The 18825-nt window shown below is 37.6% G+C and carries 20 protein-coding genes and 2 riboswitches; of the genes, 11 read left to right on the forward strand and 9 right to left on the reverse strand.

The genetic code is table 11. The features are described from left to right. Positions 1-2: 2 nt before the first annotated feature. Positions 3-104: riboswitch (TPP riboswitch) on the forward strand. Positions 105-196: 92 nt separating this feature from the next. Further along, the gene (locus tag MKX83_RS02140) at positions 197-952 is read left to right on the forward strand and encodes a 3-oxoacyl-ACP reductase (RefSeq protein WP_095370927.1); all 756 of its coding nucleotides are present in this window, start codon (positions 197-199) and stop codon (positions 950-952) included. 223 nt (positions 953-1175) lie between these two features. Here MKX83_RS02140 and MKX83_RS02145 read toward each other — a convergent pair whose 3' ends face one another. The 3 genes from MKX83_RS02145 to MKX83_RS02155 form a co-directional block, all read right to left on the reverse strand. Further along, complete coding sequence (locus MKX83_RS02145) at positions 1176-1937, reverse strand: IclR family transcriptional regulator (protein ID WP_095370926.1); 762 nt, start codon at positions 1935-1937, stop codon at positions 1176-1178. Between the two features lie 197 nt (positions 1938-2134). Beyond that, positions 2135-3130: a polysaccharide biosynthesis protein gene (locus MKX83_RS02150; RefSeq protein ID WP_095370925.1), complete on the reverse strand. Its 996-nt coding sequence runs from the start codon at positions 3128-3130 to the stop codon at positions 2135-2137. A gap of 40 nt (positions 3131-3170) precedes the next feature. Next, entirely contained in the window at positions 3171-3770 is a 600-nt protein-coding gene (locus tag MKX83_RS02155; protein ID WP_341053835.1) for a glycosyltransferase family 2 protein, read from the reverse strand. Positions 3771-3924: 154 nt separating this feature from the next. Between MKX83_RS02155 and MKX83_RS02160 the strand changes: the two genes are divergently transcribed. After that, on the forward strand, positions 3925-4245 hold the full coding sequence (locus MKX83_RS02160; RefSeq protein WP_095370923.1) for a hypothetical protein: 321 nt from the start codon (positions 3925-3927) through the stop codon (positions 4243-4245). A gap of 336 nt (positions 4246-4581) precedes the next feature. On the opposite strand, the gene MKX83_RS02165 is transcribed toward MKX83_RS02160, so the two are convergent. After that, a complete protein-coding gene (locus tag MKX83_RS02165; protein WP_095370921.1) occupies positions 4582-4926 on the reverse strand; it encodes a DUF6176 family protein in 345 nt (114 codons plus the stop codon). A 112-nt stretch (positions 4927-5038) separates the two neighbouring features. Here MKX83_RS02165 and phaZ point away from each other — a divergent pair, with 112 nt between their 5' ends. After that, positions 5039-5902, forward strand: coding sequence for an intracellular short-chain-length polyhydroxyalkanoate depolymerase (gene phaZ / locus MKX83_RS02170; protein WP_095370920.1), 864 nt, complete (start codon positions 5039-5041; stop codon positions 5900-5902). A gap of 51 nt (positions 5903-5953) precedes the next feature. Here phaZ and MKX83_RS02175 read toward each other — a convergent pair whose 3' ends face one another. The 5 genes from MKX83_RS02175 to MKX83_RS02195 form a co-directional block, all read right to left on the reverse strand. Continuing rightward, positions 5954-7306 carry an MFS transporter gene (locus tag MKX83_RS02175; protein WP_095370919.1) on the reverse strand — a complete coding sequence of 451 codons (1353 nt, stop codon included), beginning with the start codon at positions 7304-7306 and terminating at the stop codon, positions 5954-5956. Between the two features lie 118 nt (positions 7307-7424). Continuing rightward, a complete protein-coding gene (locus MKX83_RS02180) occupies positions 7425-8636 on the reverse strand; it encodes an FAD-dependent monooxygenase (RefSeq protein ID WP_341053839.1) in 1212 nt (403 codons plus the stop codon). Positions 8637-8759: 123 nt separating this feature from the next. Then, positions 8760-9869, reverse strand: coding sequence for a cupin domain-containing protein (locus MKX83_RS02185; RefSeq protein WP_095370917.1), 1110 nt, complete (start codon positions 9867-9869; stop codon positions 8760-8762). Positions 9870-9889: 20 nt separating this feature from the next. Next, entirely contained in the window at positions 9890-10387 is a 498-nt protein-coding gene (locus tag MKX83_RS02190) for a DinB family protein (RefSeq protein ID WP_328198940.1), read from the reverse strand. A gap of 2 nt (positions 10388-10389) precedes the next feature. Then, positions 10390-11331: a fumarylacetoacetate hydrolase family protein gene (locus MKX83_RS02195; RefSeq protein ID WP_095370915.1), complete on the reverse strand. Its 942-nt coding sequence runs from the start codon at positions 11329-11331 to the stop codon at positions 10390-10392. Between the two features lie 341 nt (positions 11332-11672). Between MKX83_RS02195 and MKX83_RS02200 the strand changes: the two genes are divergently transcribed. The 8 genes from MKX83_RS02200 (at position 11673) to MKX83_RS02235 (ending at position 18784) form a co-directional block, all read left to right on the forward strand. After that, positions 11673-12425 (forward strand): IclR family transcriptional regulator, encoded by a 753-nt coding sequence (locus MKX83_RS02200; protein ID WP_095370914.1) that lies wholly within the window; start codon positions 11673-11675, stop codon positions 12423-12425. A 4-nt stretch (positions 12426-12429) separates the two neighbouring features. Continuing rightward, a complete protein-coding gene (locus MKX83_RS02205; RefSeq protein ID WP_267892260.1) occupies positions 12430-12555 on the forward strand; it encodes a hypothetical protein in 126 nt (41 codons plus the stop codon). 367 nt (positions 12556-12922) lie between these two features. Next, entirely contained in the window at positions 12923-13321 is a 399-nt protein-coding gene (locus MKX83_RS02210; protein ID WP_341053841.1) for a hypothetical protein, read from the forward strand. A gap of 87 nt (positions 13322-13408) precedes the next feature. Continuing rightward, positions 13409-13500: riboswitch (SAM riboswitch) on the forward strand. A gap of 287 nt (positions 13501-13787) precedes the next feature. Then, the gene (locus MKX83_RS02215; RefSeq protein ID WP_341053843.1) at positions 13788-15065 is read left to right on the forward strand and encodes an O-acetylhomoserine aminocarboxypropyltransferase/cysteine synthase family protein; all 1278 of its coding nucleotides are present in this window, start codon (positions 13788-13790) and stop codon (positions 15063-15065) included. A 334-nt stretch (positions 15066-15399) separates the two neighbouring features. Continuing rightward, entirely contained in the window at positions 15400-15894 is a 495-nt protein-coding gene (locus tag MKX83_RS02220) for a DUF1648 domain-containing protein (protein WP_095370910.1), read from the forward strand. Between the two features lie 158 nt (positions 15895-16052). Then, positions 16053-16319: a Parvovirus coat protein VP1-like protein gene (locus tag MKX83_RS02225; RefSeq protein ID WP_095370909.1), complete on the forward strand. Its 267-nt coding sequence runs from the start codon at positions 16053-16055 to the stop codon at positions 16317-16319. A 129-nt stretch (positions 16320-16448) separates the two neighbouring features. After that, complete coding sequence (locus MKX83_RS02230; protein ID WP_095370908.1) at positions 16449-17447, forward strand: DUF3231 family protein; 999 nt, start codon at positions 16449-16451, stop codon at positions 17445-17447. A 131-nt stretch (positions 17448-17578) separates the two neighbouring features. After that, complete coding sequence (locus MKX83_RS02235) at positions 17579-18784, forward strand: MFS transporter (protein WP_341053845.1); 1206 nt, start codon at positions 17579-17581, stop codon at positions 18782-18784. Positions 18785-18825: the final 41 nt, after the last annotated feature.

Genomic DNA, 18825 nt, shown 5'->3' on the forward strand with positions numbered 1-18825 from the left:
AAAAATTGTTGCAGGGGGACTCAGAAAATGAGTTGAGAAGGTTAAAACCTGACCCTTAGAACCTGTTCGTTAAGACGATCGTAGGGAGCATCTTCCAACTATATGCATATGTATGGTAGGCTCTCCATTTTCGGGGAGCCTTTTGTTTTGTTTCCCTGAACATTTTTAATTACATCTATTGAAAAGAGGGAATAGCGTGAGAGAAGAAGTCGTGTTAGTAACAGGAGCAAGTCGTGGATTAGGAGCTGCAATTGCTGAAAAGTTTGGTAAGGAGGGCTACAAAGTAGTCGTTAATTATTTTAATAATAAAGAAAAAGCAGATGCAGTAGTTGAAAAAATCGGACAAGATCGTGCATTGGCTATCCAAGCTGATGTAAGAGATCATCAAGCAGTAAAAGCAATGGTAGCAGACACAATTGCTCATTTTGGTCGCTTGGATATCGTTGTAAATAATGCATTAGTTCAATTTAAATTTGATCCTGTGGCACAGGCGAAAGTAGAGGAATTATCTTGGGCTAGCTATCAAACCCAGTTTGAAGGCGCGATAAAAGCAAGCTTAAATGTTGTTCAATCTGCTCTTCCGGCTCTAAAGGATTCACAGCAAGCCCGTGTGATTGGTATTGGCACGAATCTTTACCAGAACCCAGTCGTTGCCTACCATGAATATACAACAGCCAAAGCGGCATTAATTGGCTTTACACGCAATATGGCCAAAGAGCTCGGACAGTATGATATTAATGTGAATATGGTTTCCGGTGGATTATTAGAAACAACGGATGCAAGTGCTGTTACTACCCCTGAGGTATTTGCGATTGTGGCTGATAACTCTGCTATCCGCCGTGTGACAAAACCAGAAGACGTAGCAGAAGCCGTTGTTTTCTTAGCCTCTCCAGGCGCTAGAGCGATTACGGGACAAAATCTAGTCGTTGATCATGGATTGACGATGAACTAAGATAAAAAAGGTCGTCATCTTTGTTTATGGCGGCCTTTTTCAATAAAATGGACTTATTTTGTAGGTTGATAAATCAGTAAAGAGCTTATATCAGCAAATGTGAGACTAAGTCGAAGCTAAACTCCAATTTATTCGCAGAAAAGGATATTTTTAAAATAACAACTTAATTTTCTCACTAGTATTTTATTCTACTAGATGTTAAAACGGTCGATTGAACGTTCAATCAGTATTGTTCAATTTTTCCTTGTTTATATCGATAGCCAAACATAGAAGATGCTTGTAGGTGAAACTTCAGCAGTTGCTTGCTCATCGGATCCGATGCTTCCTTAGGCATCTTATCGTTAAATCCAACAACTGTCACTGCACCGAGTAATTGATTCTGGTAGTCTAGCAAAGGGACGGAAGCCGAAGAAATCGATGGAATTAAAGGTTCGGTAGCGAAGGAGATTTTCGATTGTTGAATCATTTGCCATTCTGCGTTATCGATCGCTTCCCCGTCTCCTAGCCAATCTTTTGTCAGTACTGGGTTTAAGAAACTTAAGAAAATCTTCCCTGCGGCAGATGTTGGTGGTAAGCTTCCGCCTAGTTGTGTACCAATATGAAGTGGTTCATTCGAATGACAAATCTTTGTCGTAATAGGTCCGTTGTTTGTCCATAATGAAAACGAAACGGTGCAGGAAGTAAGCGAAGAAAGTTCCTGCATATACGGAGTGATTGCATCGGCAATATCACGACTACCAAAGGCGGCTGTACCATATTGAATCAATTTGCTTCCAAGATAATACAGGTTTGTCCCTTTTTCACGATAGAGCATGTTCAATTGCGTAAGTGTATTTAAATATTTATATAAATTACTTTTCGTAATACCGGTTTCTTCTTGAATGGTTGAGAATTTCATTGGGGTATCTTTTTGATAGATTAATTCGATGATAGAAATGCCTATTTGCAAGGATTGTATCATCGTACTACTTTTTTGTATTTCCATGTATGTAACTCCTCAATATGCTAGTCATGTTGAATCCTAATTTATCAGAAACTACATCAAACAACAACCTTCCTTTAGAGGGTTGGTAGGATATCCCTATAAATTCAGTATATATAAGAATAGTAAGTGAGTTGGCGATTATTAACTTGGTCAATGAAGGTGCTCAACTCACGAAAAATAGGGAGCGGTCAAATATATTAATTTAACCTTTTCCATTTTTTTAGCTCTTTTTGAACATAGGATAATGATTGTAGTTTTTCTTTTAGTTCAGCTACAGAGAGACGATAAGTATTATTGGAGTGATATTCTTCTACAGAGTTTGTATCAGTTTCTATTCTGGTATCTCGAGGAATGCGATAGAAGCCTTCAAGATCAATAGCTTTCGCTGCTTCTTCTTTTGTTAGTAAAACTTCATAGAGCTTTTCTCCCGGCCGTGTGCCAATTAATTCTAAAGGAAGGCTAACGTGAAAAAGTTCTTTAATCGCTTGTGCTAAATCTGTAATATAGGCAGCAGGCGATTTTTGTACCATAATATCCCCATTACAAGCATTCTCAAAAGCGTACAATACGAGTTCGACAGCCTCATCTAAACTCATCATAAAACGGGTCATTAAAGGATGCGTAACAGTTAGCGGCTTTCCTTCCTTTACTTGTTCTATGAGTAGCGGAATGATGGACCCCCTTGATGCCATGACATTTCCGTATCTTGTGCCACATATAATGGTACCACGAGCGTTAGCTTGTCTCGATTTAGCGATAAATGTCTTTTCCATTAAAGCTTTAGACATTCCCATTGCATTAATTGGATAGGCTGCTTTGTCCGTTGATAGGCAGACAATTTTCTTTACCCCTGCTTGTATTCCTGCACTTAATACATGATCGGTGCCAAGAATATTCGTTTTCACCGCCTCTAGCGGATGTGACTCACATGAGGGTACTTGTTTTAAGGCTGCTGCATGAAAAATGTAATCAACCCCGTCCACAGCTGGTAATAAAGTACTCATATCCCGAACATCGCCGAGGATATAAGAGATTCTTCCATCTGCATACTGTTTTTGCATGTCATCTTGTTTTTTTTCATCACGAGAAAAGATGCGTATTTCTTTTATTTCACTATGCAAAAAACGTTCTAACACCACATGCCCAAACGAGCCGGTTCCACCTGTAATTAATAGCGTTTTATTTTTAAACATAAGTATGGAACGCACCTTTCTGTCATTTCCCACAATGGGCTTACTTTAATCCAAAATAGTATAAATAATATTCGGAATTTATTCGTGGATAGTTATACCAGTAAGCGATAATTCCTGTTATGTGCACTGAAGGGTTTTGGTCTAAGAGCGCTTGATGAAAATCACAGTCCCCCGCCATATCCGGTCTTTCAGAAAATCTCGCTTCTCCCACACAGCTTCTCTTAATGATCCTAAATTGCCCACACCATTCACGATAATTTTCTTCCGTTGCTTGAAAGAGCTGGCCATCCTTTGTCACCATGCTGTAATAATAAATGTCGTACTCACCATCTATTTTAGCGAGTACTTCACGAATGGTTGGTAAATAAATATCATCGCTATCAATAATGGCAATATAATCTCCAGTTGCGGCTTCGATACAACGATTATACGAATAGCTAGCGCCACGATTTTCCCCATTTTCTAAGATTTTTAGTTGAGGGTACTGTTGTTGATATTCTTTTAACATCAATAATGTTTGATCGGTTGATCCGTCATCACAAACAATGATTTCATCGGCATATTCTTTAGGAATGCTATCAAGCATCGAGCGAACCCATTGTTCACTATTATAAACCGGGGATAAAAAGCTGAATCTCATGACTTTTCCTCACTTTATTATGCATGATTTTGGGGCAGGTGTTATATCGTTTAGTGTATGCGCCTAATTAAAAGTGGTGAATTTAGGACATAAAAAGAAATTATTTACAATAAATTTCTTTTGGTGTAATATTACACTCAAGAGGGGTGAGGGAATGTTTATGGTGAGTTTACCGTTATGGTTTTGGCTATTGTATTATCTCTTTTTGTTTATTTCATTTATGATGGCGTTAAGAATGTTATGGAGGAAACAAATTAGAAAAACAGCATTATTTGTCATCTTTTTTGTTCTAACAATCCCTTTTATTTCTATATTCAATGCTATTGGTCGCGGTGAAGAAATGAATGAAGGGGAGTTTTTCCTTCATGAGCTTTTTGATGGTGCACTATGGGCGTTGTATAGTGTTTTCGGTTATCTTGTTTTATTGTGGTTTTGGTGGAAGGCTATAATATTGTCTATAAAAAGAAGGGGATGAACACTGACATGAAGATGTTTTTTCGAGTTTTATTTCCCTCTATATGTATTTTTATATTTACGTGGATATGTTCATTTTTTCCGTTTAGCAAAATCTTATTATTAGGGATTTATGTCCTTTTTCCGCTAGCTTTTATTATCCAAGGTATTATTTGCGCGCGCTTAATAAAGCAGATGATCATAGGCTTTATCTGTTCATCCGCTGCGATAATAATTCCAGTTTCGTATTGGTTTGAGGTAGGTAGTATGGTGAATGCTGTTATATTATATACCGTATTAGGACTCATTTCGTTCTTCTTATATGGACGGAAGGTGAAAAGTGCTTAGCCTATTTAAGCTAAGTCATATTTGCTCTGATTTTCTCTGGGATCATAACGACTTCGGTAGTTAAATTAACTGGTTTGTAGGTTTCATCTATACAATCTTGCCAATATTGGAGATGTTTTTTATCTACCCAGTGTGTGGATTCAGTCACTTCAATCCCATCCCTACCTTGTACAGAATACCAGTAAAGATATTCATCTTCGTTTTGTACTTCGCGAAAAATCGTTTCAATATACATTTTTTCTCCTTCAAGTGTGAGGAGTACTTCTTTCATATGATGATTAAGGAATTGTAGCCATTCGTCTACAGCTTTTGTTTTTCCTTTTTTAACCTTAAAACGTGTGAGTTCAACGTTCATACAATCTCTCCTTTTATTAGAATGTTTATGTAATATTTTAACATAAAAAGGAATAAAGATAGCTTTAATCGAATAGTATGAGAGGTTTGAAGGAGAAAGTAGAGGTGTTTAAATGGAATGCAGGTTAAGTAACGGTGAAGTGTATGATTATCTGAAAAAGGATGGGGGAGAGAAGGTTCTACTTCTCGTTCATGGCAATTATGCCTCAGCGAATCATTGGGACGTATTTTTGGAGAAAATACCTTCAAAGTATACGGTCTATGCCCCGGATTTAAGAGGTTATGGCCGATCTACTTACAATCAGCCAATAGAGGATTTTAAGACATTCGCTTATGATTTGAAATTATTTTGTGATCATTTTTCTTTAAATAAAATAACAATCATTGGTTGGTCAAATGGAGGTGGTATTGCGTTGCAATTTGCAGCAATGTATCCAAACCTTGTTGAAAAAATGGTTTTGCTCGCCTCCATGCCAGCCGGTGGATATCCAGCCTATGATGAAAACAATAAGCGCTATCAAACAAGAGAAGCAATAGAAAAAGATCCAATGTTAAATAGGTTAGTAGAAGCACAGAAGATGAAAGAGTTTGCTTTTTTTACCGAAGCGATAGAACAGTTGATGTTTGTTAAAGGCAGGCAGGCATTAGGAGAACGGTTTGAAGGATATATAGAAGCAGCAATACAACAAAGGAATATGATGGATGTTGCACATGCAGCTAATGTGTTTAATATAACTGATATTGATAATGATGCAGCTGAGGGAACAGGAGAAATAAACAATATTCAAGCAGAGACTTTTCTTTTGTGGGGAAATAAGGATGTCTTAACTACAAGGGAAATGACGACTACATTACTAGAGGATTTAAAGAGAGCTGGCGTTAATGTCATTTTTAGAGAATTAGATGCAGGCCATGCGTTCGTTATAGAAGAAGTTGATGAAGTGATAAGGGAATTAGAAAACTTTTTCCAAAGATAAGTAGGCAAAAGAAAAGAGCCAAAATATATGGCTCTTTTCTTTACATCCTCGTTAATTAGCAACTTTTATCGTTTCATTCTCTTTTACCACAGTAGCTTCAGGCTTATAGGCCCGTTTAATTGGGACGAGAGCTAAGGCAATGGCAGCAATCAACCCTGGAATTGCAAATGCGATAAAGTTCATATGAATAGGGAGAGCGGCCGTTAATAAGAATCCGCCGAGAAGTGGCCCGAGCATGCCTCCAAATCTCCCTATTCCTGAAGCCATTCCTAATGCTGTGGATCGAATATTAGGAGGATAATATTGAGAGACATAGGCTTGTACAAGGTTTTGGGCACCGATTGTACTAGCACCAGCTATAGCAACGAGTAAATAAATGAATAATTCACTGCCACCAAATCCAAGTAATGTTAAGCTCACTGCACCAAGTGCATATAAGGGCACGAGCATTTTCTTTGAACCGTATTTATCACAGAGCCAGCCAATAATGAGTGTCCCAACAATGGCTCCACCTTGTAGCGTAATAAGGAACGCTAGGCTGGAATTTAAGGCATAACCCGCTTCAATCATTAAGTTCGGTAACCAAGTATTTAGGCCGTAAACCATTAATAAGCACATGAAAAACGCAATCCAGAACATGACGGTACTTAGGCCGCGGTTGTTTTTGAATAGTCCGACAACTGGAACTTTGTTTTCCTCTTGGACTTGTAGGAAGAACTCTGTTTTTTCATCCATCTTTTGTGCAGGGTTTACTTTACGTAGCACAGATAATAGCTCTTGTTTCTTATTTTTCTTAATTAAATGGGCTGAAGATTCAGGTAAAAATTTATATATGACAGGCAACAGTAATAATGGTAGACCTGCAAACCAGAAAATTGATTCCCAACCGAGTGTAGGCATAACGAAGATTCCTAGAATCGGTGCAAGCATCCCACCAAAAGAGTATCCACATAATACAATGGAAACAGCCATACTTTTCATTTTCGTTGGCGCGTAATCTGTCAATAAGGCAATAACGTTAGGCATAATTCCACCTAAACCTAAACCGGCAATAAATCGATAAATAGAGAAGGTTGTAGGTGAAGAGGCAAATCCACAAAGGAACGTAAATAAGCTAAAAAGAATCAGTGAAAGTGCAATCACATTTTTTCTTCCCATTTTATCAGCAAGAATACCAAAAAAGATGGCACCAAACATCATCCCTAATAATCCATAACTACTCATGGCTCCAGCTTGGACCGAACTTAACCCCCATTCTTCAATTAAAACTGGTACGGCGGTACCATAAACAACTAAATCATAGCCATCAAAGAGAATAATAAGGAAGCTCCAGGCAAGTAAGCCGAAATGAAACCGATTAAACTTACTATTATTAATCACTTCCGCTGCGTTTATTTTGTTCATTTGTTTCCCCCATCAATTAGAGATTGCAATCGCTTACACATATATGAAAAGAGAGAAGAAAGGATTAAGCCTTTCTTCTCCAGATGAAACCATTAATGACGACTTTGTGGAGAACGGTTTAAGCTTCAACTAGTTTTGCATTTTTATTATAGCCATGGAATTGATCGACAAATTCAAAGTCATTTGATTGTCTTTTTCCTAGGATAATGTTTCTAAGTAAAATACCTTCGTTTGTTGTATTGTGAATAATTTCACCCCATGTACGTGCAGAACCTTGGACATAGGCTGTTCTCGGTTGTCTTTCTTTTTGGAACGCTGTAAATGCTGCAGGGATATCTTCACCATGTGCACTGAGCATATCTGACATGTATGCAGCATCTTCAAGTGCTTGACAAGCACCTTGAGCAAGATATTGTAGCATTGGGTGAGCAGCATCACCAGTGAGCGTAATGTGACCTTGCGTCCAGTTTTCGATTGGTAAGCGATCGAACATTGGCCAACGTTTTTGACGTGAGATAAATGCAATCGCATTTTGCACTAATTCACATGACCCAGCGAACACAGCGTCCATTTCTTCCGGAGTGCCCCAACCTTCAGTCTTTTCAATTTCGGGACGGTAGTTTTTACTTTTGAATACAACGACTTGGTTATAAAGTTCACCACGACGAACTGGATATTGTACTAAGTGAAGGTCTGGTCCAATCCACATATATACGTCATCCATATCCCCAATAGAGGTCTTCACTTCTTCAATCGGGATTGCCCCACGGTAAGCAACATATCCGGAACAAATAGGTTGGTCATCAGAGAACATTTTACGTACATTAGACCATAGACCATCTGCACCAATTACTGCGATTCCCTTATGAACATCACCGTTTTCTGCTTTAACTGTTACACCTTGATCGTTTTCTTCTGTTGTCGTAATTTTTTGGTTTGTTGCTAGTTCAATATATGGGTTTTCCTGACAAGCTTCAAGAAGCACACGATGTAGATCAGAGCGGTGTAATACAATATAAGGAGCACCGTATCTCTCTCTGTAAACCTCTCCTAAATCAAGTGCTGATAATTCTTTACCAGAGAATGCATCCATAAGTACAAGACGTTTAGGGAATACAGCGATTTCATTGATTTTATCCATTACGCCTAAGCGTTGCAAAACATTGGTCGCATTTGCTGCAAGTTGGATACCAGCTCCAACTTCACCGAATTCAGGTGCTTGTTCAAGCACTTTTACATATTGGTTATTTTCTGCGACGCCTAATGCAGTAGCTAAACCGCCGATTCCTCCACCGATTACAATAAATGGATTCTGTGCTGTGTTTGTCATTATGTTTATCCTCCTTTTGTTTTACAAAAATAAATATTCTGTTTTATAAGCGTTTTCATTTACTGTTATATTTCGAATCTTTTAAGAACAACCGAGGAACTGTGCCCGGTTGTTCTTGTGCAATTAACGGAAAGCTTTAAATTCGCCTATGATTTTTTGTTCTCCGTTGTTTTCTTCAAGGTTTTGAGATTTTTCTAAGTCAAATCGCTCCATAATTGGAAGGTCATTTACTGAGAAAAGGTAGCTATCTTCAGCAGGTACATGTTCGTGCCATGCCCAGTTTGGAATACAGAAGTAATCTCCTTTTTTCCAATCGAATCGTTCACCGTTTATTACTGTATAACCAGAACCTTGATGTACTTGGTAAATGGTAGAATGTGTGTGACGATGTGCCTTTGTACGGAAGCCTTTTGGTAATAATTGCATCCAAGCTCCCATTGTTGGATTAGCTGTTTGTCCGTTGGATGGATTGATATATTCAACAGCGTAGCCATCATATGGATCTGGCTCAAATCTAGTTAATCCTTTAATCGCATCTTCTGTACGTTTCCACTTGTAATTTGCGAGTGGTGCCACGCTTGAATAGCGGTCATTAATTGGTCTTACCATTCCGCCACTGTATCTTTGTTCAGAGAAGTTATCTGGGCGAGTTGGCGTTTCAATCTTATTAGGAAATGGTTCAAAGAATGTTCCACCGATTGAATAGATGGTAGGTATATCAAGTGCATCCATCCAAATCATTGGTTTATCGCCTACATGGCCATGTCCATGCCAGAGGTTCTTCGGTGTAATAAGGAAGTCGCCTTCTTGCATGAAGATACGTTCACCTTCAACAATTGTGTAAGCTCCTTCTCCATCAGTGATAAAGCGCAGAGCACTTTGAGAGTGACGGTGTGAAGGTGCTACTTCACCAGGAAGCAGTAACTGCACAGCAGCATACAATGTTTGAGTGGTTGAAGCCCATCCCCATGGTTGTCTATAAGTCAACCCAGGGTTTTGAAAGTAAATCGCGCGTCTTTCTCCACCACGGTCAGGTGTGAAGATTTCAGCAGCTTCGGATAATTTTTTCTTTAAAAGCTCATCTGACCATAAATATGGAACAGCATGTGGTTTTGGTGTATGGTTCATCAGTGCTGGGATGGCTTCCCATAATGGACCGAGATGATATTCTTGGATTTCTTTCGTAAAGTCCTTTACGTCTTGATCCTCCATATATGCATGTTTTTCAGCCATAATATTTCGCCACCTTAATATTATTTTGCTAGCTTAGACAAGTTACGTTGAATTTGGTTGTAATGACCAGCGGCATGTTCATCGATAAAGTGATCGGCAATAAAGAATACAGATTTATTACCGAATTTTGCAAAGTTACGATGAGGTGATTCCTGAGCCAATGTGTCAGCAGATAAAACAGATAATTTTGTTTGAACATCTTGTTTTATTTGCGATAATTTTTTCAATTCGTCTTCAACTGATTGGTGTTCAGTATTTTCGACTGCTGCAAGGCGAGCAGGGTCCTGTAAGCCTCGTCCCCATTGGGAACCCGGGGCTTTTACAACTGTATCTATTTCACCTAGCCAATAAGGTAGGGCCTCGTTTAAATGAGTAATAACCTGCATAATGGACCATTCTTCTTTTGATGGGTTCCAACGTATGGTTTCTTCAGATAATCCTGAAACGGTTTCAATGATTTGATCTAATGATGTTTGAATAGACTCAATAGATTGCTGAATCGTTTTCGTTTCGCTCATAATTATTTTTCCACCTTTGAAACTTTATTTTCGAGAACGCCGACTTTATCTACTTCAATGCGAACGACATCGCCATCTTTCAAGAATACTTGAGGATCACGAGCAAATCCTACGCCTCCAGGTGTCCCTGTTAATACGATATCACCAGGTTCTAAAGTCATTAAGTTAGATAAGAATTCAACAAGCGTTGGAACATCAAAGACAAAGTTGGCTGTATTCGTTTTTTGTCTTTCTTCCCCATTAACAGTTAAAAGAACACCTAAACCAGATGGATCTTGTAATTCATCAGAAGTGATTAACCAAGGACCCATTGGTGCACTACCTTCAACTGTTTTACCTTGCAACCATTGAAGTGTGCGACGTTGGATATCGCGGTAAGTGACGTCATTAGCGATTGTATATCCTGCTACATAATTGAGTGCGTCTTCTTTTGCTACGTTTCTAGCTTTTTTACCTACAACAAAAGCAAATTCAGCTTCGTAATCTAATTGTTCAGAAATTGGATAGAATGGAATATCATCTTGTGGTCCAATCACTGTGTTGGCAAATTTAGCAAATACTACTGGGTGAGGCGGTAATTCTCTTCCCATTTCTGCAATATGTTCACGGTAGTTATGACCTACACAAATAATTTTTCCGGGTTTTGTTACAGGTGCTTCGATTTTTACATCTTCAAATGCATGTACAAGTGGATGTTTGAACGATTCACGATTATTTAATGCATAATCAACCATTTCCTTTGCGATGGAAAGGCTTTCATTTCCCCCTTGTAGGAAACCTTCCATTTGTGCTGGAATGTACGCTTCAGCAATTAATTCAGAACGTAGTTTACCTTCTGCTTCAAGGAAAGCTTGGTAAGCAAAGTTTAAGTCTACTACTTCATTTCCTTCTGTAACTGCTCCGATACGTGTGTTGTTATTGTGAGTGAAAGTAACTAATTTCATATTCAAACTCCTTTATGAAAAGTTTTTTTTGTCTAGGAATTGCGTGATCAAAGAGTAAAACGCTTTGTGTGGAAGTGTTAGGCATAAAACCTTTATTAATGAGCGTTTATTAGACTCTTTCTTCATTGGTTGTTTAATATTCCATTAATAGTGAACGATGTTATCTATTAATGATAAATTTATAGTATCCTAATTTTCAGATAAACTCAAGAGAATTTGTTGTGGTTTTTTAAACTTTTTGAAAAATAACTCCTTTCAAAAGGATGCAAAACATGGCTGAAATCAGAAAACATAGTGTTTTTCTGATATACTAAAAAAAATATAAAATAGGGGTTTTTTACATGAAAAATCAAAAACAAGCTACGATCCAATCGATCCAAGTTGGTATGAGAATTATTGACCTATTAGTTGCTAGCGGAGAACCATTGAGGTTATCTGATATACAGGAAAAAACAGGAATTACAAAAAGTAATCTTTATAAATACTTGAACACTTTTACGGAATTAGACATTCTATACAAGGACAAACATAATGGACAATATCAACTTGGAAGTAAATTAATTGAATATGGGGTGGCAGCTATAGGGCAGGAAGATGTGATTTCACGTGTTCTACCCTATTTGAAGGATTTAAGTCATCAACTAGACAATACGTGCCTATTAACTACGTGGACATATAATGGTCCAATTATCTCGAAAATATGGAACCCGGGACATGCCTATAATATTGGTGCACAGCTCGGTTCACTTTTACCACCGCTTTCATCGACTGGGAAAATATTCGAGAGCTTCCTTGATTCAGCAACAACTAAAGATTGGATTAAGGTTATGGGGAAAGAAGGAAAAGGGAATGCGGTAGAAGAAATCAACCGCGTAAGGCAGGAACGGATTGCCTTTGCTAAGGAGCCTTTGATTCCTACTGTATCTTCTGTGTCTATACCAATCTTTAATTACAATCAAGAATTATTAAGTGCGATAACAGTAGTTGGTTTCTCAGAGTCGATTCCAAAAGACCCCTCTGCAGATAAAAGTCAATCTATTATAAAAGTAGGAAAAGAAATCTCTGCACAATTTGGCTATCGAGCGAGGGGCTGAATGATTGAATCCTACTCTATATGAGGCGGTTGCATCGAAGGGAAAGTTATTTGCCATAGCTAAAAGAGATTTAGTTATGGTCCATGTAAAAGAGCAAAACGAAGCTAAAAAGAAGCAAATCGAAGTATGAGCCATGTAAAAGAGAGAAACGAAGCTAACAAAGAATCAAATTGAAGTATGAGCCATGTAAAAGAGAGGAACAAGGCTAACAAAGAATCAAGTCGAATGATGAGCCGGGTAAAAAGGGCAAAACAAAGCTTACATAAATAGCTGGATATGCATCTAGTAGTGGAAGGGTGATTTCACCTTTCATTCAAATGCGTAAGAAAAATTAGAAATTATTGTATCCCCCTTATATCCTAGCTACTTGGTTTAATTTAGACTAAAACTACACACCACCCGACTCCTTAATTGAAAATAGTTTCATGTGATTTTATTGAATATTTAAAAGAGAAGGTCTATAATTTTATATAAATAGTAAAGGTGGTGCTCTAATAGTGAACAGCAAGGATATGTCCAATCATGTATTTTTTGATATATTAGCAGAGAAAATTAAAAGAGATAGTCATGAAGAGTACAATCAATTTGTTAATTATGTAAACGTATTAGCTGAGGATAAAGGGTGGAAGGAATTACAAGAAGAGGTTGTTCATTTACAAGCTTTTCTTTCATATTTAGATGATAAGTTAGCTATCATCGATGATTATGAAGATATTATGAATATGAAAGCAACTTTGCTTGATATGATTGTTAACGATTTAAATGATACGTCTGTTTATCTTTTAGTGGAGGCTCTTATGTATAATAAAGAGCTGAATTATTTGCAATCCTTTATATCTCCAGTTGAATATTGGGTGTCAGTAATAAAGGCAAAAGAAAGACTTTGTGCTGCATAAAAGATTTATTATAAAAAGCTGTTGACAGCGCCGGATGATAAGGTTATTCTGATTAATAATTAATGACTCTTAAAATTTAAAAAATTCAATTTATCAAGAGAGGTGGAGGGACTGGCCCTTTGAAGCCTCAGCAACCGACCAAAACTAGGTAACGGTGCTAATTCCAAGATAGATAAGTTGAGGATATGGCGATATATCGTGAGCCCCTCTTCTTTAGCAAGAGGGGCTTTATCTATGCCGATTAGACGACTAAAGGCGGCTTTCGATGGAAGAGTACAATCTCTTTTTATTGAAAGTGGTCTTTTTTCTGCTCTTGAAAAAAGGTGTTGGACATAAAAAATTGATGTTTCAAATTCAATTTATGAAAAAACAACCATTGTGCTGGCATACTCAAAAGCTCATCACTGATAGATGGTTCCGAGTCGAGTTTGTTTATTATAAGTGAAATGTGAGAGGAGAATGAAAAATGAATCATCACCAGTTTGATACAATAGCGCTTCATGGGGGGCAAGTGCCAGATCCTGTTACAAAGTCGAGAGCCGTACCAATATACATGACTTCATCCTATGTGTTTGAAGATACCGATCATGCAGCAAGCTTATTTCAGATGCAAGAGCCTGGCTTTATTTATTCAAGGAATGCAAATCCAACCAATGCAGTGTTTGAGGAGAGAATGGCACAGTTAGAAGGTGGCGTAGCCTCATTTGCTGTTTCATCTGGGCAAGCAGCGATTTCCATTGCCCTTTTAACACTTGCAAGAGCAGGCGATGAGATAGTTTCTACACAGGCTCTTTATGGTGGTACCTACCATTTATTTGCAGAAACGTTTAGTAAATTCGGTATCAATGTTCATTTTGTTGATGGGACGGACTTTACATCTTTAGAAGGAAAAATTAATAAAAGGACAAAGGCGATTTTCACAGAGACAATTGGCAACCCGAATATGGAGGTAGCACATTTAGAAAAGTTAAGTGAGATAGCGAAACGTCACGGCCTACCATTAGTAGTAGATAATACATTTACTACGCCATTTTTACTAAAACCACTTGCATTTGGCGCGGATATAGTCGTTCATTCAGCAACTAAATTTATTGGTGGACATGGTACGGCAATCGGTGGGGTAATTGTAGATGGAGGAAGATTCGAATGGAGTAACGAAAGATTTCCTTCCTTTAATGAGAAAAAGCCTGCTATTGGTAATCGCAGCTATGTTGAAATTTCTAGGGAAAAAGCTTTTATTCTTAAAGCAAGATTTGAACTTGGCCATGACTTAGGGGCAACGCTGTCTGCCTTCAATAGCTGGTTATTTATTCAAGGTCTGGAGTCATTAAGTGTCAGAGTAGAAAAGCAAGTCGCTAATGCACAAGTTTTGGCTAAACGGTTAGGAGAGTTACCTCATATTTCTTGGGTGAACTACCCTGGGTTAGAAAGCCATCCACAATATCATCTCGGGAAAAAGTATTTTCCGAGTGGGGCAGGTGCAACCTTTACATTTGGCATCAAAGGGGGAATCAGTACAGCTAAAAGGTTTATCAACTCACTAAAGCTGGTATCACATTTAGCAAATGTTGGTGACGCTAAAACGCTCATTATTCATCCAGCGAGTACAACACATGCTCGTCTTTCACCTGGACAACAAGCGGAGGCGGGTGTGAGTCCCGAAATGATCCGCCTTTCTGTTGGCTTAGAGGATCCTGTAGATGTGATGGCTGATATCACGCAAGCGTTAAAACAATGTACGTAGGTTTATTACGATTTGCATTATAAAGGGTGAAAAGTGTGAAGTTAAACTGCTTATCAAAGAACCATTCTTTATTCCTTTACCATATACTTTGTTGATCGCATGTCTCAGGCGATTCACCTCATACAGTATGAATGACAATATTTTTCTCAAACAGAGCCATCAACACTGATATCTTACCATTACGACGCGCCTGTTTCCTTTCATGAAAAGGGGGATAGAGCCATCGCGTAATTCCCTGTATGAACTAGTTGCCTTTGATTATCTAATGGATGAAACCTTTTTATCTTTCCTTCGTATGTATTAAAAAGACGAACGGAAAGAGGAGGAATGGGGTATGGATAGACCAGTACTTAAATTGCCTCGTACTAAATGGGAATGGGGATGCGACATACTTGGTCTTATTGTATTCATTGGGTCGATTGTATTCTTAGTTGTGTCTTGGTCAGCTATACCTGAACAAGTACCGGGTCATTACAATGCTTCAGGGGAAGTTGATCGGTGGGGTTCTAAATATGAATTATTTATCTTACCAATTATCGGCGTGTTTCTATGGTTTATGATGGGGATATTTGAACGGTTTCCTCATATTCATAATTACCCTGCACGCATCAATGAATCAAATGCAGCCGCATTTTACTTAACGAGTAGAAAAATGCTAAATGTCATAAAGAATATTTGCCTCGCATTATTCGGCTTTATACTTATACAATCCATTAGAGTAGCATTAGGATGGGCGGACTCTTTAGGCATTTGGTTTCTGCCAGTGTTTTTACTTGCCACGATAGTTCCAATTATATTTACTTTGATTAAGTTTAGTCGAATTCAATAGTTGCCAACTTATCCTTTTTGGATAGGTTGGCTTTTTTATGTTATTTGACCAATAAGCACTGAAATAAATTGATAAAAATATTCCCCTATTAGGTAAGGTCACAGGCGAAATGGACTTACTGTTTGTAATATATATAAAAGGATAAGAAGGTGAAAATAGTGAACAGGTTTAATAAAAAAGGTTTTTGTTTGCCTGGAGGTTATCGGTATTGTGGCCCGGGTTGTAGCGGTCCAGGCAAGCCCATCAATTATGTGGATTCTTGTTGTCAGAAACATGATGCCTGCATTGATCGATATGGCCATTGTTATCAATGTGATCAAATGTTAATTGATTGTGTCAATCGAAAGAAGTATGCATCCAGGCATGAAGGAGCGACAGCTAGAGTAATTGATGCAGCTATGCGTTTTCGTATGCTTTGGGGATAATTTAGAAAGCTGGAGGTAAGGGAACGACTATCCCTGTCCTCTAGCTTTTTTGATATAAAGGGAATATTTAGTAGGAGAATAGCAAAACTTAGTCACAAGAATGGTTATTTTATAAAAGTAGGTGACAGAATGGTCAATCGAAGTAAAATGACATCTACAGAAATTGGTGCACTGTGGATTACTTATCAGAAGAAAACAATGATATTAAGGGTTTTAGAACATTTTATAGAAGTGTCCGAGGATAAAAAAGCGAAAAAGCTTATGCAAGGTTTATGGTCTGAGTTAGAGCCAAATGTCCACCGTATTGAACAGATATTTAATGATGAGGGTGCTGTTATACCTCAAGGCTTCACTAATGCCGATGTGAACTTGAAAGCTCCTAAAATTTTTGGAGAGGGATTTGATATTCTTTTGTGTATGGTGTTAAAGGAAATTAGCATGGGACTATACACCCTTCATATAGCAACGTCCTACCGAAATGATATTATTGATTTATATCGTGAGATGACAAATGTAACGCAGAAATATTATCAAAAGTTCTTAAATTATGCGGTTGACGAGGGGTATTACCCATTACCTAATTTGATTAATGTCCCTACAACGGTCGACTTCGTCTCAGATATAAATTATACAAAAGGTTATCGCCTGTTTGGTGACAAAAGAGATATTAATACGATTGAGTTTAGTTATTTAAACCAGTCTATTCAAACGAATACAGTTGGCATGATGCTTATGACAGGATTTGCTCAAACGGCAGTTCATACAGAAGTGAAGGACTATTTTATTAAAGGGAAAGAGCTCAGCAAGGATATTTTGGAGGGAACATATGACATCCTAATTAAGGATGATATTAGGGTGCCGACAATTCATGGGTTATCGCTTACTAAGTCTAACATTCCACCATTTTCTGATAAATTAATGATGTATCTAACCTTTTTGTTAAGTAATTTCGGTCTCGGTAGTCAAGGATTTGGTGCAGGCTTTAGCTTAAGAGATGACATCAACATCAAATTAGGTTTATTTGTAAAAGATATCATGTTGTTTATTAGAGAAAATATAAGAATTATGATCGATAATGGATGGTTAGAGGAGCCCCCAAGAATGAGTGTAAATAATTTGAGAGAATAAAAATTGATTGGAAAGTTTGTTTCGTAACGAAGCACTTTCCTTTTTTTTTTTGAAATAAAGATTGCGATTATTCATATATTAGATTAACATCAAATTAGATGATTATCTAATTATATGAGGAGGGGACGAGAATGATCTCCATATTAAAAGAAGAGAAAGACTATGCGCGCTTATTCTTTGCGGGTGTTCTCAATGGAATAGGTGATCGATTTAGTCAAGTTGCGTTGTTAGCACTGTTATTGCAAGTAACAGGGTCTGGCCTTGCTGTTGGTCTTGCTTTAGCGATAAGAGTCATTCCGTTTCTGTTATTTGGCCCATTAGGAGGATTGATGGCAGACCGTTTTTCACGGAGGAAAATATTAGTCTGCACAGATTTAGGACGTATCCTGTTTGCTTTGTCGTTTGTGTTTGTAAATGATGTTTCATCTGTCTGGATCGTTTATTTGTCGAGTTTTTTCTTAGCAGCAGGTGAAGCCATTTATGCACCAACAAGAAAATCTGCCATTCCGTTGATGGTGAAGGAAAAAAATATGATAAAAGTTAATAGCCTTGAACAAGTAATGGTGGGAGTTGTTCTTATTGGAGGGTCGTTTTCAGGTGGAGTGGTCACTTCTTTATTCGGTGCTAATTTTACCTTTTTCGTAAATGGTGCTTCCTTTTTAATTGCTGCTGTTTTGTTAGCTAAATTGCGCGTTCTTGATAGAGAAAGAACTGAGGAATCAATGTCCAAAAATAAGAAGAAAGGTTCATTCATCATCGTTAAAGATGTTATTTTTCATTCGAGTTTATTATTAATCATTTTTCTATCAGAACTGTTAATTCCTCTATTTAATGGCATTGATAATGTGTTATTAAGTGTGTATGCAGTTCAAGAATTTCATTTAGGAGATGTTGGTGTCGGCATATTCTATGGTTCATTAGGAATTGGTTTAATGCTAAGCTTTCCTGTAGCAGAGAAATTGCAAAATCATCTAATGAGAATCGCCTTAATTGCACTGATGTTCGAAGGATTTTGTATTATCTTATTAAGCCAGTCACAACAATTTTGGATGGCCATTGTTTTTTTAATAACGGCCGCGTTTTTCTCTGGATTATGTAACACCTGTTTTGATACGATGCTAATGAGAGAGACACCTAAAGATAAGAGTGGACTTATATTTGGTCTATTTACAACGATTTCTAATACAATGATAGGTATCTCTATGTTTTTAGCTGGGCTTGCCACTGTATGGATGCCTAATCGCTTGCTTGGATTATTAGGTGGGACTGGGTTTGTTATTTCTAGTATTTTCTTATTTTCTTTGTATTATTTTTTAAAATACAAGAAACAGAAATAAAGCCCTAGCAAAGCATCTTGTTAGGAATAGAGTGTGAAAAA

Origin of the sequence: Cytobacillus sp. FSL M8-0252 (genome assembly GCF_038007345.1) — a bacterium.
In the GTDB taxonomy this organism is placed as follows: Bacteria; Bacillota; Bacilli; order Bacillales; family Cytobacillaceae; genus Cytobacillus; species Cytobacillus kochii.